The 21579-nt window shown below is 65.1% G+C and carries 21 protein-coding genes; 11 read left to right on the forward strand and 10 right to left on the reverse strand.

Annotated elements, in window-relative coordinates; translation table 11 throughout:
* Window positions 1-225 precede the first annotated feature (225 nt).
* Entirely contained in the window at window positions 226-813 is a 588-nt protein-coding gene (locus tag ACSFA5_RS22635; RefSeq protein WP_435446280.1) for a hypothetical protein, read from the forward strand.
* 31 nt (window positions 814-844) lie between these two features.
* On the opposite strand, the gene ACSFA5_RS22640 is transcribed toward ACSFA5_RS22635, so the two are convergent.
* Window positions 845-1690, reverse strand: coding sequence for a metal-dependent hydrolase (locus ACSFA5_RS22640; protein ID WP_435446281.1), 846 nt, complete (start codon window positions 1688-1690; stop codon window positions 845-847).
* Between the two features lie 129 nt (window positions 1691-1819).
* Here ACSFA5_RS22640 and ACSFA5_RS22645 point away from each other — a divergent pair, with 129 nt between their 5' ends.
* Entirely contained in the window at window positions 1820-2449 is a 630-nt protein-coding gene (locus tag ACSFA5_RS22645) for a TetR/AcrR family transcriptional regulator (RefSeq protein ID WP_435446282.1), read from the forward strand.
* A gap of 91 nt (window positions 2450-2540) precedes the next feature.
* Here ACSFA5_RS22645 and ACSFA5_RS22650 read toward each other — a convergent pair whose 3' ends face one another.
* The gene (locus ACSFA5_RS22650; RefSeq protein WP_435446283.1) at window positions 2541-4442 is read right to left on the reverse strand and encodes a YhgE/Pip family protein; all 1902 of its coding nucleotides are present in this window, start codon (window positions 4440-4442) and stop codon (window positions 2541-2543) included.
* A gap of 48 nt (window positions 4443-4490) precedes the next feature.
* Window positions 4491-7007, reverse strand: a complete 2517-nt coding sequence (locus tag ACSFA5_RS22655; RefSeq protein ID WP_435446284.1) for a sodium-translocating pyrophosphatase — start codon at window positions 7005-7007, stop codon at window positions 4491-4493.
* 253 nt (window positions 7008-7260) lie between these two features.
* Between ACSFA5_RS22655 and ppa the strand changes: the two genes are divergently transcribed.
* Window positions 7261-7788, forward strand: coding sequence for an inorganic diphosphatase (ppa, locus tag ACSFA5_RS22660; protein ID WP_435446285.1), 528 nt, complete (start codon window positions 7261-7263; stop codon window positions 7786-7788).
* An 82-nt stretch (window positions 7789-7870) separates the two neighbouring features.
* On the opposite strand, the gene ACSFA5_RS22665 is transcribed toward ppa, so the two are convergent.
* Window positions 7871-9025, reverse strand: coding sequence for a GNAT family N-acetyltransferase (locus ACSFA5_RS22665; RefSeq protein ID WP_435446286.1), 1155 nt, complete (start codon window positions 9023-9025; stop codon window positions 7871-7873).
* Window positions 9026-9044: 19 nt separating this feature from the next.
* On the opposite strand from ACSFA5_RS22665, the gene ACSFA5_RS22670 reads away from it, so the two are divergent.
* Both ACSFA5_RS22670 and ACSFA5_RS22675 read left to right on the forward strand, forming a co-directional pair.
* On the forward strand, window positions 9045-10742 hold the full coding sequence (locus ACSFA5_RS22670) for an NAD+ synthase (protein ID WP_435446287.1): 1698 nt from the start codon (window positions 9045-9047) through the stop codon (window positions 10740-10742).
* Window positions 10739-11077, forward strand: a complete 339-nt coding sequence (locus tag ACSFA5_RS22675; protein ID WP_435446288.1) for a P-II family nitrogen regulator — start codon at window positions 10739-10741, stop codon at window positions 11075-11077. The genes ACSFA5_RS22670 and ACSFA5_RS22675 overlap by 4 nt, the downstream gene beginning before the upstream one ends.
* Before the next feature lie 44 nt (window positions 11078-11121).
* Here the strand turns inward: ACSFA5_RS22675 and ACSFA5_RS22680 are convergent, their stop codons facing one another.
* The 6 genes from ACSFA5_RS22680 to ACSFA5_RS22705 are packed head-to-tail and all read right to left on the reverse strand — an operon-like array spanning window position 11122 to window position 14590.
* Window positions 11122-11712 carry an LOG family protein gene (locus ACSFA5_RS22680; protein ID WP_435446289.1) on the reverse strand — a complete coding sequence of 197 codons (591 nt, stop codon included), beginning with the start codon at window positions 11710-11712 and terminating at the stop codon, window positions 11122-11124.
* 31 nt (window positions 11713-11743) lie between these two features.
* On the reverse strand, window positions 11744-12151 hold the full coding sequence (locus ACSFA5_RS22685) for a diacylglycerol kinase (RefSeq protein WP_435446290.1): 408 nt from the start codon (window positions 12149-12151) through the stop codon (window positions 11744-11746).
* Window positions 12148-12720 carry an RDD family protein gene (locus tag ACSFA5_RS22690; protein WP_435446291.1) on the reverse strand — a complete coding sequence of 191 codons (573 nt, stop codon included), beginning with the start codon at window positions 12718-12720 and terminating at the stop codon, window positions 12148-12150. Before ACSFA5_RS22690 ends, ACSFA5_RS22685 begins: the two co-directional genes overlap by 4 nt.
* 12 nt (window positions 12721-12732) lie before the next feature.
* On the reverse strand, window positions 12733-13569 hold the full coding sequence (locus ACSFA5_RS22695) for a DUF3106 domain-containing protein (RefSeq protein WP_435446292.1): 837 nt from the start codon (window positions 13567-13569) through the stop codon (window positions 12733-12735).
* Window positions 13570-13601: 32 nt separating this feature from the next.
* Window positions 13602-14027: a DUF3619 family protein gene (locus tag ACSFA5_RS22700; RefSeq protein ID WP_435446293.1), complete on the reverse strand. Its 426-nt coding sequence runs from the start codon at window positions 14025-14027 to the stop codon at window positions 13602-13604.
* Complete coding sequence (locus tag ACSFA5_RS22705; RefSeq protein WP_435446294.1) at window positions 14024-14590, reverse strand: RNA polymerase sigma factor; 567 nt, start codon at window positions 14588-14590, stop codon at window positions 14024-14026. Before ACSFA5_RS22705 ends, ACSFA5_RS22700 begins: the two co-directional genes overlap by 4 nt.
* Window positions 14591-14871: 281 nt before the next feature.
* On the opposite strand from ACSFA5_RS22705, the gene ACSFA5_RS22710 reads away from it, so the two are divergent.
* From ACSFA5_RS22710 to leuA, 6 genes are all read left to right on the forward strand, one after another.
* Window positions 14872-16656: an acetolactate synthase 3 catalytic subunit gene (locus ACSFA5_RS22710; RefSeq protein WP_435446295.1), complete on the forward strand. Its 1785-nt coding sequence runs from the start codon at window positions 14872-14874 to the stop codon at window positions 16654-16656.
* A 104-nt stretch (window positions 16657-16760) separates the two neighbouring features.
* A complete protein-coding gene (ilvN, locus tag ACSFA5_RS22715) occupies window positions 16761-17252 on the forward strand; it encodes an acetolactate synthase small subunit (protein ID WP_435446296.1) in 492 nt (163 codons plus the stop codon).
* Between the two features lie 52 nt (window positions 17253-17304).
* Entirely contained in the window at window positions 17305-17568 is a 264-nt protein-coding gene (locus tag ACSFA5_RS22720) for a DUF4282 domain-containing protein (RefSeq protein WP_435446297.1), read from the forward strand.
* Window positions 17569-17623: 55 nt separating this feature from the next.
* Window positions 17624-18640, forward strand: coding sequence for a ketol-acid reductoisomerase (gene ilvC / locus ACSFA5_RS22725; protein WP_435446298.1), 1017 nt, complete (start codon window positions 17624-17626; stop codon window positions 18638-18640).
* 187 nt (window positions 18641-18827) lie between these two features.
* Window positions 18828-19652, forward strand: a complete 825-nt coding sequence (gene pssA, locus ACSFA5_RS22730) for a CDP-diacylglycerol--serine O-phosphatidyltransferase (protein WP_435446299.1) — start codon at window positions 18828-18830, stop codon at window positions 19650-19652.
* 206 nt (window positions 19653-19858) lie between these two features.
* Complete coding sequence (gene leuA / locus ACSFA5_RS22735; protein ID WP_435446300.1) at window positions 19859-21562, forward strand: 2-isopropylmalate synthase; 1704 nt, start codon at window positions 19859-19861, stop codon at window positions 21560-21562.
* Window positions 21563-21579: the final 17 nt, after the last annotated feature.

Genomic DNA, 21579 nt, shown 5'->3' on the forward strand with positions numbered 1-21579 from the left:
AACCCGTTAGCACGGCAGGAAGACGTTTTGGCGACATGCCCGTGTGCATAAAGTCACGGATAGCTTCCACGATGGCTTGAATCGCTATACAGTTAGAAACAAATGATGCAAGTAATTGCATTTACTCCAAAGTTCTAATTTGTAGTCGATTCCCAATGAATTGCAGCCACGCCATCGATTCTCCGCGCGGGACATGGATTTCAACGCTTGCAAAAGGGTGCCGCCATGGCTAAGCCGCGCCACGTCATCATGCAGGTGGTCAAGCGCTCCTCGGGGAGCGCCACGCACCATGTCGAGTTCCTCATGGACGACAACTTTGCCGAGCGCCTGCGCCAGTTGCGTTCGCTGGTGCCACCGCTGGGCAGCCTCAACAAGCAACGCGACCTGGTGATCGACAAGGTGAGGGTGCGACTGCCCAACGCCATCTGGCGCTCGGGCAACGAGATCGAGATGGACGGGGGCGTGGACGGCTCCTGCATCGTCATCGCCGCCGAAGGCTCGTTCAACTGCGGTGGCAAGGACCGCAAGACGCGCGAGAAGCTGGTGACGTACAACTTCGCGATCGCGCGCCTGATCGAGTTGCACGCCGAGCGCCCCGAAGGCGAAACCCTCTACATCCGCGATGGCGTGTTCGCCAACGACGAGCCTGCCGAGTCGGCGGCCGGCCGCTGGGTCACGTCGATGCACGAGCTGGAAACCGTGATGCGCGTGCCTGACGCCCCGTCCGACTTCGACACCCTGCACGACCTGTCGCTGCGCCCGGAGCACAAGCCGACCGGCAACGGCGCGCCGCACCGCGCCAGCTTCTACTGATTCCTGGCTCTGCCGTGCCCGTGGAGGCTGCTTACGCAGCCGCCGCGGTCGGTTCGTGCGCTGCGCCCACGGGCGTGTACTGCGCGCGGTTGTCCTCCAGCCAGCGTTCCGACAGGGTGCTGTCCTGCTGCGCCGGATGAAAGTCGGCGCGCAGGTAGCTGCGCCAGCCGGCCACGTTGCCGCGCAGCAGACCGTCGCGGCTCAGCAGGATGCGCGCGGCACTCTTCCAGGTCGACCACTTCCACAGCTGCTTTTCGTGGCGCAGGTTGTCGAGGGTCTGGCGCATCAGGTCGCCCAGGAACATCATCGTCACGCGGCGGAACCAGCGCTTGCGCCACGCGTCGGAGCCGCCCGCGGCCTTGTAGATGTCGAAGGCCACGCTCTTGTGTTCCAGTTCTTCCGCGCTGTGCCACAGCCACATGGTGCGCAGCCGGGGCTCGGCGCCTTCGAGGACCCGCGGATGGGCCAGCAGCCATTCGGCGAACATCGCCGTGAAATGCTCGGTGGCCGCCGTCACCGCCAGCGCGTGGCGCGGATCGGTGTTTTCCATCAGCGTCATGCGCTTGCTGGCGCGCGCCGTCCAGCCGTCCACCAAACCCTGGCTCTCGAGGTGGTTGTTGAACAGCGAATGAATGCGCCGGTGCGTCGCCTCCTGGCCGATGAAGCCGCGCACCTCGGCGCGGTGCTTGTCCTGCACCTCGGGCGGCAGCGTGGCCACGGCGTCGCGCACGGCATCGATGAAGAACTGTTCGCCGAAGGGAAAACTCATCGACAGGGCATTGAAGAAAGCGGTCGAGAATGCATCGCCGCCACACCAGTTGCGGGCGAAGGGCGATTGCAGGTCGATCAGCAGACGGCGGACAACGAGTTCGGTCATTGAAAAAGCCTCAAAAAAGCCACGGCATGCGTGGGCTGGAAGATTGGTACAACTTCGTACCGCATGCTGCCATGTTGCAATCGTGAATCGGTACTGTCAAGTACCGGAGCGTAGGAAAATGTACGGTCAATGAGCGAAACCATCGAAAAGCCAGCGCCTTCCAAGTCTGTGGACGGGCCCGGGAGCGAGCACTACGCGCGCCTGCTGCAGGGCATGGCGCAGGCCGTGGCCGCCAAGGGCTACGCGGACACGACCATTGCCGACATCGTGCGCGAGGCCGCCGTGTCGCGCCGCACCTTCTACGAACACTTCAGCACCAAGACCGAGTGCCTGATCGCGCTCTACGAAACGGCGAGCCGCCTGGCGCTGAAGGCGGTGAGCGAGGCCTTCGACCCTGTGCAGCCGTGGCACGCGCAGGTCGAGCAGGCCATGACGGCGTACTTCGATTACCTTGCGCAAGACCCGGTGCTGCTGCGCACGCTGTTCGTCGAGATTTTGGGCCTTGGCATGCCGGGCCTCGTGGTGCGGCGCCGGGTGAACGACGAAATCGCCAACTTCATCCAGGGGGCGATCAACAACAGCGGCAGCGCCCAGGAGCCCGCGGCGCACCTGACCAGCGAGATGGCGATGACGGTGGTCGGCGGCATCAACGAACTGGTGCTGCAGGCCATCGAGCAGGACCGCGCGGGTGACCTGCGCGAGCTGGTGGCGCCGGCCACGCGGCTGGTGCGCGCGGTGGCGGCGGAGAGCCAACGCTGAGCCCGCTTCGCGTCGATGGCGCGAGGCGTGGCGGCCATTCAGGGCATCAGAAGCCGTGCCAGCGGGCGGTAGCCAGCCGATGTCACGTGGATCAAACCTGGATCGTCGGCTTGTAGTCGGCCAGCAGCACGTCCTTCCACTTGCCGAAGATCGCCATCAGCCCCACCGCTACCGCGCCGGACAGCAGCACCACGCCGCAGGCGTGCGCCCACCCGTTGTCGAAGGCGCCGAACATCACGGCGCGAAAGGCTTGCACCACCCAGCTGAAGGGCAGCCAACTGTGCACGTCGCGGAAGAAGCCGGCTGACAGCTCCACCGGCAGCACGCCGCCGCCGGCCGACAGCTGCAGCGTGAGCAGCAGCACCGTCAGGATGCGGCCGAAGTCGCCGAAGACATGGAGGATGGCGAACAGCACCACCAGGAACACCAGCGAGGCCAGCACCATGGTGAGCGCCAGCGCGCCCACGCGCGGTGCCTGCACCTGCAGCACGCCCAGCAGCGTGGCCAGCACCAGCGCCACCTGCAGCAGCACGACGAGCGCCGGCATGGTGATCTTGCCGAGTGTCTTCGCCAGCTTCGGGTAGTGGGTGTGGTCCGTCAGCACGATGCGGATGTTGAACAGATACCCGGCCATCACCGCGCCGATCCACAGCGCCACCGACACCATGTTGGGCACGAAGGCGCTGCCGTTGTTGGCCACCGGGGCCACCACCTCGACCTTCGGCTCGACCGAGTCGGCCAGGCCTGAGGCACTGCCCTGGATGCGGGTGATGGAGGCGGGCAGGGCGGCCTCGATGGTGCGCACGCCGGTCAGCAGACGCTGCGCGCCTTGCGACAGTTGCGCGCCGCCCTGCACGAACTCGTCGAGCTTGCGGTCTTCGGGCAGCTTGCCGGCCAGGGTGCGAATGCCGGCAGACAGCGCGCCCATGCCGTCGGTGAGCCTGCCCACGCCGCCTTCGAGCGCGGCGGCGCCGGTCACCAGTTTCTGGTTGCCGTCCTCGGCCTTGTTCATCGCGGCCTGGGCTTGGCCGAGGCCGCCGCGCAGCTTGTCCGCACCGGCGGCCAGCTCGCTAGCGCCGCGGGCGAGCCGGTCGCCGACGAAGGGAATGTCGGCCGAATCCTTCTGCATCTTGCGTGCGCCGTCACCCAACTGGCCAGCGCCTGCGTTCAACTGGTCCAGGCCATCGCTGATCTGCGCGAGCCCGCTGCCCAGTTCGCGCTGCCCCGCCGTGAGCTGCTGCGCGCCGGACTTCAGCGCGCGCAGGTCCGGGTCGGCCGGCAGCTTCGACTGGATGGTGCGGATGCCGCCATTGACCTGCCTGAACCCGCTGCCCACCTGCTGGGCCGCCGCGCTGTACTGGATGGCGCCGGTGGCCAGCGCCTGGCTGCCGTCGCGCAGCTGCAGCAGCGCCTGCTTGAGCTGCTCCAGCCGTTGCTGCGAGCCGGAGGCCGCGTTCAGCACCAGCTCCCAGCGCTGCTCGTTGAGCATCTCGTTGACCTGGTGCCCCAGTTCGCCCGCAAAGCGCCGGGCCAGGCCGGCCGAGCTGTAGTTGTTGCCTTCCGATGTGTAGACCACCAACTGGCCCGCCCCGCGGTGCGTGCCGGGCACGGCGTTGGCGCTGAAGTCCGCCGGAATCAGCAGCGCGAAGGCGAGCGTGCCGCGGCGCACTTCCGCGCGCGCGGCCTCGGGGTCGGTCATGGTGCGAAAGCCGAAGGCGCGTTTTTCGAGCAGGGTGCGCGTGAGTTCGTCGCCCACGTTCACCGACTGCGCCATGTAGGTCACGCCCCGGTCCTGGTTCACGATGGCCGCCGGCAGGTCGGCGGTGTGGCCCGCCGGATCCCACACGCTCGTGAGGTAGATCAGCGCATAGATCGCAGGCACCACGCCGACCGCCACCACCGCCAGCAGGATGCGCGGAAAGCGCCGCACGATCGCCAGTTCGGCCCGTGCGATGGCCCAGGTGCCGGAGAACAGTGCGTGGAGGTAATGCATGGCGCTAGTGTGTACGCGGCGCCATGGCGGTCGGCCTGGGAGCGCGCGTCAGGGCTTGACCTTGACCTCGACGCGGCGCGCCTCGGAGGGCGGCCCGTCGGCCTGCGACTGCTCGGGCTTGGCGAGCTCGATCTTGTCTTCGGGCGCGCCGGCGGCCTTGAGCGCGTCGCTCACGGCCATGGCGCGCTGCTTGGCCAGCTCGGCATTCTTCGCGGGGTCGCCGCTGGCGTCGTGGTAGCCGCTCACCAGCACCGTGCTGCCGCTCTGCACTGCCTTGATGACGTCGGCGAGCGCCTCCCTGGCATTGGGCGCGACCTCGGCGCTGGCACTCGCGAAGTAGAACTTCACCACGCCGTTCTCGACCTTCACCGCGGCGGCTTCGGCCGCCGACACTGCGCCCGCCGCAACCACGGCCGCGGGTGTCGACGGCGTCACGGCGGCGGCAGGTGCCATGGCGGCAGGTGGCGTTTCGATCTTGGTCGGCACGGCGGCCGCCGCATCGCCGGTATGGAACTTCACCACCAGCGGCACGATCAGCAGCGCCACGATGTTGATGATCTTGATCAGCGGGTTCACGGCCGGGCCGGCTGTGTCCTTGTAGGGGTCGCCCACGGTGTCGCCGGTGACGGCCGCCTTGTGCGCCTCGGAACCCTTGCCGCCGTGGTGGCCGTCCTCGATGTACTTCTTGGCGTTGTCCCACGCGCCGCCGCCGGTGCACATCGAGATGGCGACGAACAGGCCCGTGACGATGGTGCCCATCAGCAGCCCGCCCAGCGCCTTCGGTCCGAGCACCAGGCCCACGACGATCGGTACCACCACCGGCAGCAGCGACGGGATCATCATTTCCTTGATGGCCGCGCCGGTCAGCATGCTCACGGCCTTGCCGTACTCGGGCTTGCCGGTGCCTTCCATGATGCCGGGGATGTCGCGGAACTGCCTGCGCACTTCCTCCACCACCGCGCCGGCCGCGCGGCCCACGGCTTCCATGGCCATCGCGCCGAACAGGTAGGGAATCAGGCCGCCGATGAAGAGGCCGACGATCACCATCGGGTCGCTCAGGTTGAAGCTGATGTTCAGCCCGAAGCTCTCGAGCTTGTGGGTGTAGTCGGCAAAGAGCACCAGCGATGCCAGGCCGGCCGAGCCGATGGCGTAGCCCTTGGTCACGGCCTTGGTGGTGTTGCCGACCGCATCGAGCGGATCGGTCACGGCGCGCACGCTGGCGGGCAGGTCGCTCATCTCGGCGATGCCGCCTGCGTTGTCGGTGATGGGGCCGTAGGCGTCGAGCGCTACCACGATGCCCGCCATGCTGAGCATCGACGTTGCCGCGACCGCGATGCCGAACAGGCCGGCGAGCGAGTACGACGCCAGGATCGCGATGCAGACGAAGATCACCGGCCAGGCCGTCGAGCGCATCGAGACGCCCAGGCCCGCGATGATGTTGGTGCCGTGGCCGGTGGTCGAGGCCTGCGCGATGTGCTGCACGGGCTTGTACTGCGTGCCGGTGTAGTACTCGGTCACCCACACCAGCGCCGCGGTGAGCGCCAGGCCCACGAAGCAGGCGCCGAACAGCTTGAGCTGGCTGCCGCTCGGTGCGATGGCGTTGTCCGGAATGATCCAGCTCGTGACGAACCAGAACGCGATCAGCGACAGCACGCCCGCCACCGCCAGCCCCTTGTAGAGCGCGGGCATCACGTTGACCATGCCCGGTGAAGCCTTCACGAAGAAGCAGCCGATGATCGACGCGATGATCGACACGCCGCCCAGCGCCAGTGGGTACAGCACCGCGTTGGTCGGTGCCGTGGTGACCATCAGCGCGCCGAGCACCATGGTGGCGATCAGCGTCACCGCGTAGGTCTCGAACAGGTCGGCCGCCATGCCGGCGCAGTCGCCGACGTTGTCGCCCACGTTGTCGGCGATCACCGCGGGGTTGCGCGGGTCGTCCTCCGGAATGCCGGCCTCCACCTTGCCCACCAGGTCGGCACCGACGTCGGCGCCCTTGGTGAAGATGCCGCCGCCCAGGCGCGCGAAGATCGAGATCAGCGACGAGCCGAAGGCAAAGCCGATCAGCGGGTTCAGGATGGCCGCCAGGGTGTGGTCCGCCGTGGGCGCGCTGCCGGCCAGGAACCAGTAGAAGCCGGTCACGCCCAGCAGGCCGAGTCCGACCACCAGCATGCCGGTGATGGCGCCGCCGCGAAACGCCACGTCCAATGCCGGGCCGATGCCCTGCGTGGCCGCCTGCGCCGTGCGCACATTGGCGCGCACCGACACGTTCATGCCGATGAAGCCGCAGGCGCCCGAGAGCACCGCGCCGACCACGAAGCCGACTGCGGTGGTCAGGTCAAGGAAGAGGGCGATGAGAACGGCGAGAACCGCACCGACCACCGCGATGGTCGTGTACTGCTTGGCAAGGTAGGCGGAGGCGCCGGCCTGGATGGCCGCTGCGATCTCCTGCATGCGGGCGTTGCCGGGGTCCTTTGCCAGAATCCAGCTTCGGGCCCAGAACCCATAGGCCACGGCCACGAGGCCGCAGACGATGGCCAGTATCAAGGGGGTGTTGCCAATCATGCTTTGCTTCTCCATTCGTTCGTCAAGACTTGTGGAGACGGACACCATGGACCCTGCGTGCAACGCGTACGGGACATGTTTTCCGCCGCGTTGCTTCCTCGAAGCTCGCTGCACCTGGGGTGCGGAGCCGATTGGCCAACGGTTGCAATTTACAGGCAAAAACGAGCGTGTGTGCGACCGTGCGGTGACACGGAAAGTAAACTCAGGGTTTGTCCCCGTCCCTCTCATACTTTCCAACTACTCGAAAAACGTCATGTCCTTCGACAAAGTCTCCCCCGGCAAGAACGTTCCCGACGCCTTCAATGTCGTGATCGAAATCCCGATGAACGCCGACCCGATCAAGTACGAAGTCGACAAGGAATCGGGCGCGATCTTCGTGGACCGCTTCATGACGACGGCCATGTACTACCCCGCCAACTACGGCTACGTGCCGCAGACCCTGTCGGGCGACGGCGACCCGGTCGACGTGCTGGTGATCGCGCCGTACCCGCTGCTGCCGGGCGTGGTGGTGCCGTGCCGCCCCCTGGGCATCCTGATGATGGAAGACGAAGCCGGCGTCGACGGCAAGGTGCTGGCCGTGCCCACAGACAAGGTGCTGCCCATTTACAGCCACTGGAAGTCGGTCGATGACGTGAACCCGATGCGCCTGAAGGCCATCAGCCACTTCTTCGAGCACTACAAGGACCTGGAAGCCGGCAAGTGGGTCAAGGTGCTGGGCTGGGAAGGCATCGATTCGGCCAAGAAGGAAATTCTGGACGGCATCGCGGCCTACCAAAAGTAAGTTGTTGCTGCCGTGAGGCAGCGTCCGAGGGGTGTCACGCCACCCCGGGCGGCAGTCCCGAACGGCACAACCAGGGCCGGGATCAGGCGGACTTGAACGGGCTGCGCTCGCCCAGATGGTCCATGTAGTTCTCGATGCCCGCACCCTCGCGTTCCAGGAAGCGCTCGACCGCGTCGGCAAACGACGGATGCGCCAGCCAGTGCGCGCTGGTGGTCTTCACCGGCATCAGCGCGCGCGCCATCTTGTGCTCGCCCTGGGCGCCGCCCTCGAAGCGCTGCGCCCCATGCGCGATGCACCAGTCCAGCGGTTGGTAATAGCAGGCCTCGAAGTGCAGGCAGTCGACCCGCTCCAGCGCGCCCCAGTAGCGGCCATAGGCGACCAGCGGCGCATCGGGCTGGGTCGAGAGCGCGATCAGACTGGCGGCCATGGGCTTGCCATTGCGCTTGGCCACGAACAGCAGCCAGGCCTCGGGCAGGGTGTCGGCCATGCGCCGGAAGAAGTCGCGCGTGAGGTAGGGCGGGTTGCCGTGCTCGCGGTAGGTGCGCTCGTAGCAGCGGTAGAAGAAGTCCCAATCGGCCTTCGAGATGTCGGTGCCGCGCGACCAGCGAAAGCTCACGCCCGCGTCGGCCACCTTGCGGCGCTCCTGGCGGATCTTCTTGCGCTTGTCGTGGGAGAGGCTGGCGAGGAAGGCGTCGAAGTCGGCGTACTGCGCGTTGGTCCAGTGAAACTGCACGGTGTTGCGCAGCATGAGGCCGGCCTCGGTGCAGGCGGCGATGTCGGCCTCGGCCCCGAACAGCAGGTGCAGCGACGACAGTTCTTCCTGCTTGCACAGCGCCACCAGGCCCTGCACCAGCAAAGTGCGGCTGGCAGCATCGCGAGCCAGCAGCCGCGTGCCGGGCACGGGCGTGAAGGGCACCGCGACCACGGCTTTCGGGTAGTAGGCCAGGCCGTGCTGCTCGTAGGCGTTGGCCCAGGCCCAGTCGAACACGTACTCCCCGTACGAATGGTCCTTGACGTAGAACGGGCACGCGGCGTGCAGCGTGTCGCCTTGCCACAGCGTGACGAACCGCGGCGTCCATCCACTCTCGGGCGTGGCGCTGCGGCTGTCGTTCAGCGCCGCGAGGTATTCGTGACGCATGAAAGGCGAGGGCTCGACCTCGGCGGCGAGCAGCGCGTTCCACGCTTGCGGGCTCACGTCCGACGGCGACGACAGAACCCGAATGACATAATCGTTCAAGCCTTTTTCTTCCTTTTGTATGACGCTCAAGCTCGCCATCGCGCAACTCAATTTTGTGGTGGGCGACCTCGCCGGCAATGCGAAGAAGATCGTCGACGCCGCGCGCCAGGCCCATGCGCAGGGCGCGCGCCTCTTGCTGACGCCCGAACTCTCGATTGCCGGCTATGCGGCGGAGGACTTGTTCCTCCGTCCCGCCTTCACCGAAGCCTGTGATGATGCCGTGAAAGGCATTGCCGCCGCTCTGGCCGACCTCAAAGACATGGTCGTGGTGGTGGGGCATCCCACAGGCGGCAGCCTGCGCAGCCGCTCGGTGGCCGTGCAACTGCGCCACAACGCGGCCAGCGTCATCAAGGAAGGCCGCATCCTCGAGACCTATGCCAAGCGCGAACTGCCGAACTACCAGGTGTTCGACGAGCGCCGCTACTTCACGCCGGGGCAGGGCACCTGCGTGTTCGAGGCGGACGGTGTGTCGGTCGGCCTGCTGATCTGCGAGGACGCCTGGTTCGACGAGCCGGCCGAACTGGCCCGCAAGGGCGGGGCCGAAGTGCTGGCGGTGATCAATGCCTCGCCGTACCACGTGGGCAAGGAGGGCGAGCGCGTGGCGCGCATGGCCGACCGCGCGCGGGCCGTGGGCCTGCCACTCGTCTATGCGCACCTGGTTGGCGGGCAGGACGAGGTCGTGTTCGACGGCGCTTCGTTCGTGCTGCAGGCCGACGGCACTGCGGCCATGCAGGCCGAGAGCTTCCAGGAAAAACTGCTTTTCGCCGAGCTCGAGCGCACTGCGCAGGGCAACGTAGCGTTCGTGGCTCAGCCCGGCGCCATTGCGGCCCCGCGCGAGGCGCAGGCACAGCTTTGGGACGCGCTGGTGCTGGGCGTGCGCGACTACATCGGCAAGAACGGTTTTCCGGGCGCCATCCTGGGCCTTTCGGGTGGAATCGACTCTGCATTGGTGCTTGCCATTGCTGTCGATGCACTGGGCAAGGACAAAGTGCGTGCGGTGATGATGCCTTCGCCCTATACCGCCGACATCAGCTGGATCGATGCGCGCGACATGGCCGCGCGGCTGGGTGTGCGCTACGACGAAATTTCCATCAAGGACACCTTCGAGTCTTTCAAGGGCGCGCTGGCCGATGAGTTCAGAGGCCGGCCCGAGGACACGGCCGAGGAAAACATCCAGGCGCGCATCCGCGGAACGCTGCTGATGGGGCTGTCGAACAAGTTCGGCGCGATCGTGCTCACCACCGGCAACAAAAGCGAAATGGCCACCGGCTACTGCACGCTCTACGGCGACATGGCGGGCGGTTTCGCGGTCATCAAGGACCTGCTGAAGACCACGGTGTTCTCATTGGCTCGCTGGCGCAATGCCCACGACCCGTACGGCACCGGCGCGCAGCCGATCCCCGAGCGAATCATCACCCGGCCCCCCAGCGCCGAATTGCGGCCCGACCAGACCGACCAGGACAGCCTGCCGCCCTACGACATCCTCGATGGGATCCTGGCACGCTACATGCAGGACGACGAGGGCATCGACGAGATCATTGCAGCGGGTTACGACCGCGCGGTGGTCGAGCGGGTTGCGCGGCTCATCAGGATCAACGAATACAAGCGGCGCCAGGCGCCGGTAGGCATCCGGGTCACCCACCGAAGCTTCGGCAAGGATTGGCGTTACCCTATCACCAGCAAATTCAACGAAACCGCCGGAGCACGAAAACCATGAAGCAGATCACCGCCATCGTCAAACCCTTCAAGCTCGAGGACGTGCGCGAGGCCTTGGCCGAAGTGGGCGTCACCGGCCTGACCGTGACCGAGGTCAAGGGCTTCGGCCGCCAGAAGGGGCACACCGAGCTGTACCGCGGCGCCGAGTACGTGGTCGACTTCCTGCCCAAGATGAAGGTCGAAGTGGTCGTGAACGAGGGCGATGTGGAGCGCTGCATCGAGGCCATCGTCAGTTCCGCGCGCACCGGCAAGATCGGCGACGGCAAGATCTTCGTTACCAGCGTGGACCGCATCGTGCGCATCCGCACCGGCGAAGAGAACGAAAACGCCGTCTGAATAAAAAAGCCCCCGGCGACGGGGGCTGTTTTTCGAAGCGGGTGTCAGAGGTTTTCCGACAGCCTGTCTTCCCTCGGATGCAGCGGTACTTCGGCGCGCAGCGCGGTGAGCAGTTCGGTCGCATCCGTACCGGTGCGAATCAGCTGCATCTGCCAATCGCCCATGAAGCCCTCGCGCACGCTGTGCGCCAGGAAGCCCAGCAGACCGTCGTAGTAGCCGGCGGTGTTGAGGATGCCGGTCGGCTTGTCGTGGTAGCCGAGCTGGCGCCAGGTCCAGATCTCGAACAGCTCCTCGAAGGTGCCGATGCCGCCCGGCAGGGCCACGAAGGCATCGGCACGCTCGCCCATCATGGCCTTGCGCTCGTGCATGGTGTCGACCACATGAAGCTCGTCACACAGCGGGTTGGCCAGTTCCTTGTCGACCAGCGCCTTGGGGATGATGCCGACGACGCGGCCGCCGGCCATGCGGGTGGCCTCGGCCACCGTGCCCATCAGGCCGGTGCGGCCGCCGCCGTAGACCAGCTGGCCGCGGTGCTGGCCGATCCACTGGCCGACCGCTTGCGCGGCCTGGGAAAACTCGGGGCGCTCGCCGGGGCGCGAGCCGCAATACACACAGATCGAAAATTCAGGATTCATGCCGCCATCATGCCGCAGCCGGCAGGCCTTCTCATGACACGAAGCGTTGCCAAAGCGCGGTGACCCAGATGCCCCCGCACAGCGCGAGCGACAGCAGCACGGCGGCGCTGCCCATGTCCTTGGCGCGCTTGGACAGGTCGTGCCACTCGGGGCCGATGCGGTCGATGGCGGCTTCCACGGCGGTGTTGAGCAACTCGACGATCATGACCAGGACCGCGCTGCCCGCGAGCAGCGCGACTTCGACCCAGCTGCGCCCGAGCCAGAAAGACACCGGAATCATCACGATCGACAGGATGGCTTCCTGGCGGAACGCGGGCTCGCTCCAGCCGGCGCGAAGGCCTTGCAGGGAGATAAGCGTGGCGTGAAAGACGCGCTCGAAGCCTTTGCGTGCCTTTTGTGGGTTGACAGCGGGATCGGGAAGCTTGGGCAAGGCACTCATCGGCGGCTCATCGGTGGGGAGGTGACGAGCCGCGTACCGGCCCAGGCGTCGTGCCAGAACTGGCGCTCGGGGTGAAAACGTGAGAGCAGGGCCCAGATGGCGACCCAGCCGACGATCAGCACGGTCGACTCGCCGCCAGACAGCTTGAACGGCGCCATGGCGGCCAGCGGCGGCAGGAACCAGATCCAGCTCAGCATGTAGCGCGCCAGGGCGCGGCGCTGCGTGAGGGGGCGACCGTGCAGATCGACGATGCGGATGTTCCAGGTTTTCATGGCGAGGGTCTGGCCCTTGGTCCAGAACCAGACGAAGTACACGCCGAAAACCACGAAAAGAAAAGCCTGGAACAGGTGGCGCCGCGAATCCATGGCGTCGCGCATCTGGCCCAGCGTGCTGAAAAGCCAGCCCGAGACGAAGACCACGGCGAACAGCAGCATGCCTTCGTAGAGCCAGCAAGCCATTCGGCGCCAGAGGCCGGGAACTATCGAAACAGGAGCGGTGTTTGCAGGCGCGACGGGCGCGATGGGCGAATCAGGATCGGTGCCCGACGCCTCGGGAGAACTGGAGACCATCGAAGCCTTGTGTCAGGGAGACGAAGAGGGCGCATCGGCTGGCGCCGGCACCTGGGCTTCGGCCGGAACTGGCGGCGAGGTCGACTTGGACGGTGAGGGCGCGGCAGGTAAGACGGACACAGCGGGTGTTGCAGTAGCTGGCGCGCGTTCCAGCGGCGACGCCACCATGATCGTGGCAGGCGCGCCGACAGGTGCGGGCGGCGCCAGCAGGATCCGGGGCGTGTGTTGGCCGCCGGGCGTGAGGGCGGGCACCGGTACGAGTTTCTGCGCCGAGACCGGCCGCACGGGGACGGCCGCACCGCGTGGTTTGGCCGGCGCAAGTTCGGCGAGCTTGCGCCTTTCTTCCTCGCTCAAAGCCTGGTACTGCTCCCACTTGGCCTTGCGCTCGTCAGCCGGAATGCGCTTGACCTCGGCGAAGTTCAGGCGGGCCTGGGTGCGTTGCTGGTTGCTGAGTGCGGCCCACTCGATCATGCGGCTGTGCAGGGTGGTCTGGTCGTCCGCCGACATGCTGGAAAAATTGCGCGACAGCGCCAGCCACTTTCTCTTTTGCCCGGCGTTCAGCGTGTTCCAGTGCACGCCCAACGGCTTCAGGGCCTGTTGCTGTTCTGCGGTGAGCTCGCTCCAGAGCGGCTTGGTCGTGGAGACGGCCTTTGGGCTGGAAGCTGCCGCAGAGGTGGCCGTTGCCGGGCCGTTCGCGGATCGGGCGGCCGCCTCGGTGCGAGGTTGGCCGTGGGCAAGCGTCAGGCCGAAGGCTGCGACTGCAAGCGCGCCAGCCCAAACGACCGCGCCCGCCGGGAGCGGGCGCGTCGGATGGGGAGTGTTCGCGCTGGAGGAGGAACGGCGTCGCATTCGGTCGGTGAAAGATTTCAGTCGGGAAAGATTCAGTCGGAGGCGCTGTCGGACTTCAGGAATTGGGCGAAACCGGGATCGGTATAAGCCGCGGGAGGGAGGTCGCCGGTGAGCAGTGCGGAATCCACCTCGGCCAGTTCGCTGGCGCGGTCATCGTCCTGCATCACGCTGATGGTGATGAGGCCGGCCACGAGCGCGATCAGCGGAACCACCGAGCCGATGCGGGTCCACCAGCCGCCGCCCAGCGTGGCCGTATGGCCCGACTGCACCACGACCGGCGCGCTTCGCAATTGCGGGGGCAGCTTGCGGGCGGCCACGGCTTGGGCGCGAGCCACGCGCAGCCGCTCGCCGATGTCGTGCGGCAACTCGCGGTTGCCGACCGAAAGGCGAGCTGTCAGGCGCTCGCCGAACCGGTCCTCGGCAGCAGCGGATGATGTGGTTGAAACCTTCGTATTCATAGCGATATTCCCTTGGCCTTGAGCGCCTTGCTCAGAGCGTGAACGGCTCGCGAGCAATGGGTTTTGACGCTGCCTTCGGAGCAGCCCATCGCGGCGGCCGTCTCTGCGACGTCCATTTCCTCCCAGTAACGCATCAGGAAAGCCTCGCGTTGACGGCCCGGCAAAGCCGCGATCTGTTCTTCGATCTCGTGGAAGACCTGGGCGCGGCGCGTGGTGTCCTCTGCGCTCTCAGTTTCCCTAGAGTCGGTTGGCGAGACGAAGTTCTCCAGCAGGTCGAAATCTCCATCGTCGTCGACCGATTCGAAGTCGCTGAGGTTGGAGAACAGGGCGCGACGGGTTTTCTGGCGGCGGAACCAGTCGAGCGTGCAGTTCGACAGGATGCGCTGGAACAGCATCGGCAGCTCTCCCGGCGGCTTGTCGCCGTAGTGCTGCGCCAGTTTCATCATGCTGTCCTGCACGATATCGAGCGCCGCTTCTTCGTCCCGCACGTGGTAGACCGAGCGCTTGAAAGCGCGTCGTTCGACGCTTTTCAGGAAGTCGGAGAGTTCTTGTTCAGTGGCCAAGCGAGAAGGGGGCGCAGGGCGCGCCGCGTGGGGAAAGGGTCTAGCAATCGCGGAGGTTTGTCGCCACGAATTATGCCTTTGTCGCTTTACAAGCCAGCTGAAGCGAATCTGAACGACCGGGAAATGCCATAATCCGCACTGCAAGTCAAAAGGCAAACGGGTCACGGTCCGGCGGAACATCAGTCCGCCCATGGCTTTGGCCTCAAGTCCTGGCGCGACCTCACAAGGGTTGGCAAGGGGCACCCAAGGTATTTCGTTCCCGAAATAAACAAAGGTTGATCATGGAAATGTCCAAGGCGGAAATCGCTTCTGCAGCAGCCGCGTCTTCAGGCGCAGGCAACCCGACGCAAGAACTCATGGGCGCTGAAGTGCTGGTCAAGGCACTGCAGGCCGAAGGCGTCCAGTACATCTGGGGCTATCCCGGTGGCGCGGTTCTCTACATCTACGACGCGTTCTACAAACAAGACACCATCCAGCATGTGCTGGTGCGCCACGAACAGGCGGCGGTTCATGCGGCGGACGGTTACGCCCGCGCCACCGGTGAAGTCGGCGTGGCGCTGGTCACCTCCGGTCCCGGCCTGACCAACGCGGTCACCGGCATCGCCACTGCGTACATGGACTCGATCCCGATGGTGATCATCTCGGGGCAGGTGCCAACGGCAGCCATCGGCCTCGACGCGTTCCAGGAATGCGACACGGTCGGCATCACCCGCCCCATCGTCAAGCACAACTTCCTCGTCAAGGATCCAAAGGATCTGGCCATGACGATGAAGAAGGCCTTCCACATCGCACGCAGCGGCCGTCCAGGCCCGGTGGTGGTGGACGTGCCCAAGGATGTCTCCTTCAAGAAGACGCCCTATGCAGGCTATCCCGACAAGGTCGAGATGCGTTCATACAACCCGGTGCGCAAGGGGCACGGCGGGCAGATCCGCAAGGCGCTGCAGCTGCTGCTGGCCGCCAAGCGCCCCTACATCTACACCGGCGGTGGTGTACTGCTGGGCAACGCGTGCAACGAACTGCGCACGCTGGTCGACATGCTCGGCTACCCGGTCACCAACACGCTGATGGGCCTGGGTGCTTACCCGGCGAGCGACCGCAAGTTCCTGGGCATGCTGGGCATGCACGGCACCATCGAAGCCAACAACGCGATGCAGAACTGCGATGTGCTGCTGGCGGTGGGCGCGCGCTTCGACGACCGCGTCATCGGCAACCCCAAGCACTTCGCGCAGAACGAACGCAAGATCATCCACGTCGACATCGACCCGTCGAGCATTTCCAAGCGCGTGAAGGTCGACATCCCTATCGTCGGCGACGTGAAGGACGTGCTCACCGAACTGATCTCGATGATCCGCGAGAGCACCACCAAGCCCGACGCCGGCGCGTTGGCCGAGTGGTGGAAGACCATCGAGGCCTGGCGCTCGCGCGACTGCCTCAAGTACGACCGCGGCAACAAGGACGTGATCAAGCCGCAGTACGTGGTCGAGACGCTCTGGAACATGACCAAGGACGCCGACGCGTACATCACGTCGGACGTGGGCCAGCACCAGATGTGGGCCGCCCAGTACTACCGCTTCGACGAGCCGCGCCGCTGGATCAATTCCGGCGGCCTGGGCACCATGGGCGTGGGCATTCCCTACGCCATGGGCATCAAGCTCGCGAAGCCCGACTCGGAAGTGTTCACGATCACCGGCGAAGGCTCGGTGCAGATGTGCATCCAGGAACTCTCCACCTGCCTGCAATACAACACGCCGATCAAGATCTGCTCGCTCAACAACCGCTACCTGGGCATGGTGCGCCAGTGGCAGGAGATCGAATACTCCGGCCGCTACAGCCACAGCTACATGGACGCGCTGCCCAACTTCGTGAAGCTCGCCGAGGCCTATGGCCACGTCGGCATGCTGATCGAGCGTCCACAGGACGTGGAGCCTGCGCTGCGCGAAGCGCGCAAGCTCAAGGACCGCACGGTGTTCATGGACTTCCGTACCGATCCGACCGAAAACGTGTTTCCGATGGTGAAGGCCGGCATGGGCATCACCGAGATGCTGTTGGGCTCCGAAGATCTTTGATCTGCGGCGCATTCGCTTAACTCTTTACTGACGAATCTATTGCTCGCCGAGCCCGCGCATTACCGTGCGCGGGGGAGGGCGGCGAAAAGAGGAGTCACGCAAACATGAAACACATCATTGCAGTGCTGCTGGAAAACGAGCCCGGTGCTCTTTCCCGCGTGGTGGGCCTTTTTTCGGCCCGCGGCTACAACATCGAATCGCTGACGGTGGCGCCCACGGAGGACCCGAGCCTCTCGCGCATGACCATCGTCACGAACGGTTCAGACGAAACAATCGAACAGATCACCAAGCACCTGAACCGTCTCATCGAAGTGGTGAAGGTCGTCGACCTGACCGAAGGCGCATACACCGAGCGTGAGCTCATGATGGTGAAGGTGCGCGCCGTCGGCAAGGAGCGCGAGGAAATGATGCGCATGGCCGAAATTTTTCGCGGCCGCATCATCGACGTGACCGACAAGAGCTACACCATCGAACTCACCGGCGACCACGGCAAGAACGACGCTTTCTTGGAAGCGATCGAGCGTAGCGCTATCCTCGAGACTGTCCGCACCGGTGCCAGCGGCATCGGGCGCGGCGAGCGCATTCTGCGCGTGTAGGGGGTGCAGATCCCCTCAGTTCCATCGTTTACAACACATGAGGAGAAGGTGAATGCAAGACTTGCTGGGATTCGACAAGATGGTGACGCCCATCATCATCCGGATACTGTATTTCCTCGGACTGCTGGGTGTGCTCGTGATGACCGTCGTGTCATTGTTCCAGGGCCGCATCCTCATGGCCATCGGTGTTCTTGTGTTCGGCGCGATCATGGTTCGCGTCTACAGCGAATTGCTGATCCTGCTGTTCCGCATTCACGACAACCTCGTGTCCATCAACCAGCAAATGAAGGACCGGAATTCTTCCGGCCAACTGTGAGTGAACGCACCCCCGTACCGGGGGGTGCATCGAGACTAAATAGGAAAGACGCATCATGAAGGTTTACTACGACAAGGACGCCGACCTCAGCCTCATCAAGGGCAAGACGGTCGCAATCATCGGTTATGGGTCGCAAGGTCATGCGCACGCGCAGAACCTGAACGACAGCGGCGTCAAGGTCGTGGTCGGCCTGCGCAAGGGCGGTGCTTCGTGGGACAAGGTCGGCAAGGCCGGCCTGCAGGTCGCCGAAGTCGCCGACGCCGTGAAGGCGGCCGACGTGGTCATGATCCTGCTGCCCGACGAGCAGATCGCCAACGTCTACAAGAACGACGTGGCCCCGCACATCAAGGAAGGCGCTTCGCTGGTCTTCGCGCACGGCTTCAACGTGCACTACGGTTTCGTTCAGCCGCGCGCCGATCTCGACGTGTGGATGGTCGCTCCCAAGGCCCCGGGCCACACGGTTCGCAGCACCTACACCCAAGGCGGCGGCGTGCCCCACCTCGTGGCTGTGCACCAGGACAAGACCGGCAAGGCGCGTGACCTCGCGCTGAGCTACGCCACCGCCAACGGCGGCGGCAAGGCCGGCATCATCGAGACCAACTTCCGTGAAGAAACCGAGACCGACCTGTTCGGCGAACAAGCGGTTCTGTGCGGCGGTACGGTCGAGCTGATCAAGGCTGGTTTCGAAACGTTGGTGGAAGCCGGCTACGCGCCCGAAATGGCGTACTTCGAATGCCTGCACGAGCTCAAGCTGATCGTCGACCTGATCTATGAAGGCGGTATCGCCAACATGAACTACTCGATCTCGAACAACGCCGAGTACGGCGAGTACGTCACGGGCCCGCGCATCGTGACGGAAGAGACCAAGAAGGTCATGAAGCAAGTGCTCAAGGACATCCAGACCGGCGAATACGCCAAGAGCTTCGTGCTCGAAGCTGCTGCCGGCCAGCCGGCGCTCATCAGCCGCCGCCGCCTGAATTCCGAGCATCAGATCGAAGTCGTCGGCGAAAAGCTGCGCGCGATGATGCCCTGGATCAAGAAGAACAAGCTCGTCGACCAGACGCGCAACTGATCTTTCGGTCCAAACGCGCTCTCCCGGGGGCGCTTCCCCAAGGGCCACCCGTCGCGGTGGCCCTTTTGTTTGAAGGGGGTCCAAGAGGTCCCCTGAACTACACTGCAAGCCATGCGACTCACAGACCAAGATGCTATCGATTGGATAGCTGACCGCTCAGTGCCCACGAGGGACGGAGGCAATTTCAATGCATGACGATACGGTTCCCGACGTGGTGCAGCCGCGCAAACGCCGCAAGGGCATCTACATCCTGCCGAACCTGTTCACGCTCGCCGCGTTGTTCGGCGGTTTTTACTCGGTCGTGATGGCCATGAATGCGCGCTTCGACCTCGCTGCACTCGGCGTGTTCGCCGCCATGATTCTCGATAGCCTGGACGGGCGCGTCGCGCGCATGACCAACACGCAAAGCGCGTTCGGCGAGCAGATGGATTCGCTGTCCGACATGGTGTCGTTCGGCGCCGCGCCGGCGCTCATCGCCTACGAGTGGTCGCTCAAGGGACTCGGACGCTGGGGCTGGATCGCGGCGTTCGTGTATTGCGCGTGCGCCGCATTGCGGCTGGCGCGCTTCAACGTGAACACGGGCGTGGTCGACAAGCGCTGGTTCCAGGGCCTGCCGTCGCCCGCCGCTGCAGCATTGGTGGCGGGCTTCATCTGGCTCGTGGACGAATGGGGCAAGCGCGGCGGCGAAGTGCTGTATCTGTCGTGGACGCAGATCACGTGGGTCACTTTTGCCTTCACGCTGTACGCGGGCCTCACGATGGTCACGAACGCGCCGTTCTACAGCTTCAAGGACATCCAGATGAAGAAGAGCGTGCCCTTTGCCGCGATCGTGCTGATCGCGCTCGGCATCGCGGTCATCAACATCCATCCGCCCACCGTGCTGTTCAGCCTGTTCGTCATCTACGGCCTCAGCGGCTACGTGGTCTATGGCTGGCGCAAGGCCAAGGGCCAGCCGGCGAGCGTGATCAGCACATCGACCGAAGAGCCTGACGAGCGGGGCCTGCACAACTGACGCGCTGGGCCTTCACAGGCCCGCGAAGGCTGTGCTACATTCGCAATCCTCATGACCAAGATTTCGCTGCTGGCTCTACTAGCCCTCCCTCACGGGCGGAGAAGGTAGCGCACGCGCTAATCCCATCACCACGGCCCGTTCGCACCAGCAACGGGCCGTTTGTTTTTGGGGTTGCTGGTTGAATTCCAACCACTCAGAGAATCGACATGCTCAAGCAACCTCAAAGCAAATACCGCGCATTCGCCCCGATCGGCCTCAAGGACCGCACCTGGCCCGATGCCGTGCTGACCAAGGCGCCCATCTGGCTGTCGACGGACCTGCGTGACGGCAACCAGGCGTTGGTCGAGCCCATGGACATCGCGCGCAAGATGCGCATGTTCGAAACCCTCGTGGCGATCGGCTTCAAGGAAATCGAAGTCGGCTTTCCCTCGGCCTCGCAGGTCGAATTCGACTTCGTGCGCAAGCTGATCGAGGAAGACCGCATTCCCGACGACGTGACGATCCAGGTGCTGACGCAGGCCCGCGACCACCTCATTGCACGCACCTTCGAAGCGCTGCAAGGCGTGCCGCGCGCCATCGTGCACCTCTACAACGCCGTGGCGCCGGTGATGCGCCGCGTGGTGCTCGGCATGAACGAAGACCAGATCGTCGAGCTTGCCAGCAGCCATGCGCGCATGTTCAACGACTTCGCAGCGAAGCAGCCGAACACGCACTGGACCTTCCAGTACTCGCCCGAAATGTTCTCGGGCACCGATGTCGTGTTCTCCAAGCGCGTGGTCGATGCGGTCACCGACGTCTGGGCGCCGACGCCGCAGCGCAAGTGCATCGTCAACCTGCCGACCACGGTGGAGCATTCGACGCCGAACATCTTCGCGGACATGATCGAGTGGATGCACCGCAACCTTGCGCGCCGCGATTCCATCGTGCTGTGCGTGCATCCGCACAACGACCGCGGCACCGGCACCGCTGCCGGCGAACTGGCCCTGATGGCCGGCGCCGAGCGCATCGAAGGCTGCCTGTTCGGCAACGGCGAGCGCACCGGCAACCTCGACCTCGTGAACGTGGCGCTCAACCTGTACACCCAAGGCGTTTCTCCCGGGCTGGACTTCTCGAACATCGACGAGATTCGTGCCACGGTCGAGCACTGCAACCAGCTTCCGGTGCATCCGCGCCACCCCTATGTGGGCGACCTCGTCTACACCTCGTTCTCGGGTTCGCACCAGGACGCGATCAAGAAGGCCTTCGCCGCGCGCAAGGAAGGCGACATCTGGGACATGCCCTATCTCCCCATCGACCCGAAGGATGTGGGGCGCAGCTATGAAGCGGTGATCCGTGTGAACAGCCAGTCGGGCAAGGGCGGCATGGCGTATCTGCTCGAGAGCGAGTACGGCATCGAGATGCCGCGCCGCCTGCAGATGGAATTCATGCAGACCGTGCAAGGCGTCATGGACGTCGCTGGCAAGGAACTTACGGCTGCCGACCTCTGGCAGCTGTTCGTGCGCGAATACGGCATCGAGACGGCGCAGTCGCTGCAACACCGCGTGATCGAGGAGGAAGGCGAGGGCGCCAACGCCTCCGTGGTGCTGCGCGGCGACCTGCCGTGGGACGGTGGAGTGCACGCCATCGAAGGCCGCGGCAACGGCCCCATCGATGCCTTCACGCAGGCGCTGAGCAAGGCCACCGGCCACACGGTGCGCGTGATGGACTACCACCAGCACGCCATCGGCGCCGGCGCCGATGCGAAGTCGGTGGCTTACCTCGAGTTGCGTGTCGACGAAAGCCAGACGCTGTTCGGCGTGGGCATCGACGCCAACGTCATCTCGGCGTCGTTGAAGGCGATCGTCTCGGGCGTGCAGCGTGCGCGGGGCCGGGACGCCCACAGCGCACAATCGAGGGCTGAAATCGCCTGAAGGCAGGCTGCGACCTT

Origin of the sequence: Variovorax monticola (assembly GCF_051216855.1) — a bacterium.
Lineage (GTDB): Bacteria > Pseudomonadota > Gammaproteobacteria > Burkholderiales > Burkholderiaceae_C > Variovorax.

What these genes read in the sequence shown, in the direction of transcription:
- ACSFA5_RS22670 (WP_435446287.1), top strand. Translation starts at nt 9,045, where the DNA reads ATGACGCTCAAGCTCGCCATCGCGCAACTCAATTTTGTGGTGGGCGAC.
- ACSFA5_RS22635 (WP_435446280.1), top strand. Translation starts at nt 226, where the DNA reads ATGGCTAAGCCGCGCCACGTCATCATGCAGGTGGTCAAGCGCTCCTCG.
- ilvN (WP_435446296.1), top strand. Translation starts at nt 16,761, where the DNA reads ATGAAACACATCATTGCAGTGCTGCTGGAAAACGAGCCCGGTGCTCTT.
- ACSFA5_RS22685 (WP_435446290.1), bottom strand. Translation starts at nt 12,151, where the DNA reads ATGAGTGCCTTGCCCAAGCTTCCCGATCCCGCTGTCAACCCACAAAAG.
- ACSFA5_RS22680 (WP_435446289.1), bottom strand. Translation starts at nt 11,712, where the DNA reads ATGAATCCTGAATTTTCGATCTGTGTGTATTGCGGCTCGCGCCCCGGC.
- ACSFA5_RS22655 (WP_435446284.1), bottom strand. Translation starts at nt 7,007, where the DNA reads ATGATTGGCAACACCCCCTTGATACTGGCCATCGTCTGCGGCCTCGTG.
- ACSFA5_RS22675 (WP_435446288.1), top strand. Translation starts at nt 10,739, where the DNA reads ATGAAGCAGATCACCGCCATCGTCAAACCCTTCAAGCTCGAGGACGTG.
- ACSFA5_RS22690 (WP_435446291.1), bottom strand. Translation starts at nt 12,720, where the DNA reads ATGGTCTCCAGTTCTCCCGAGGCGTCGGGCACCGATCCTGATTCGCCC.
- ACSFA5_RS22650 (WP_435446283.1), bottom strand. Translation starts at nt 4,442, where the DNA reads ATGCATTACCTCCACGCACTGTTCTCCGGCACCTGGGCCATCGCACGG.
- ACSFA5_RS22640 (WP_435446281.1), bottom strand. Translation starts at nt 1,690, where the DNA reads ATGACCGAACTCGTTGTCCGCCGTCTGCTGATCGACCTGCAATCGCCC.
- ACSFA5_RS22720 (WP_435446297.1), top strand. Translation starts at nt 17,305, where the DNA reads ATGCAAGACTTGCTGGGATTCGACAAGATGGTGACGCCCATCATCATC.
- ilvC (WP_435446298.1), top strand. Translation starts at nt 17,624, where the DNA reads ATGAAGGTTTACTACGACAAGGACGCCGACCTCAGCCTCATCAAGGGC.
- ppa (WP_435446285.1), top strand. Translation starts at nt 7,261, where the DNA reads ATGTCCTTCGACAAAGTCTCCCCCGGCAAGAACGTTCCCGACGCCTTC.
- leuA (WP_435446300.1), top strand. Translation starts at nt 19,859, where the DNA reads ATGCTCAAGCAACCTCAAAGCAAATACCGCGCATTCGCCCCGATCGGC.
- ACSFA5_RS22700 (WP_435446293.1), bottom strand. Translation starts at nt 14,027, where the DNA reads ATGAATACGAAGGTTTCAACCACATCATCCGCTGCTGCCGAGGACCGG.
- ACSFA5_RS22710 (WP_435446295.1), top strand. Translation starts at nt 14,872, where the DNA reads ATGGAAATGTCCAAGGCGGAAATCGCTTCTGCAGCAGCCGCGTCTTCA.
- pssA (WP_435446299.1), top strand. Translation starts at nt 18,828, where the DNA reads ATGCATGACGATACGGTTCCCGACGTGGTGCAGCCGCGCAAACGCCGC.
- ACSFA5_RS22645 (WP_435446282.1), top strand. Translation starts at nt 1,820, where the DNA reads ATGAGCGAAACCATCGAAAAGCCAGCGCCTTCCAAGTCTGTGGACGGG.
- ACSFA5_RS22695 (WP_435446292.1), bottom strand. Translation starts at nt 13,569, where the DNA reads ATGCGACGCCGTTCCTCCTCCAGCGCGAACACTCCCCATCCGACGCGC.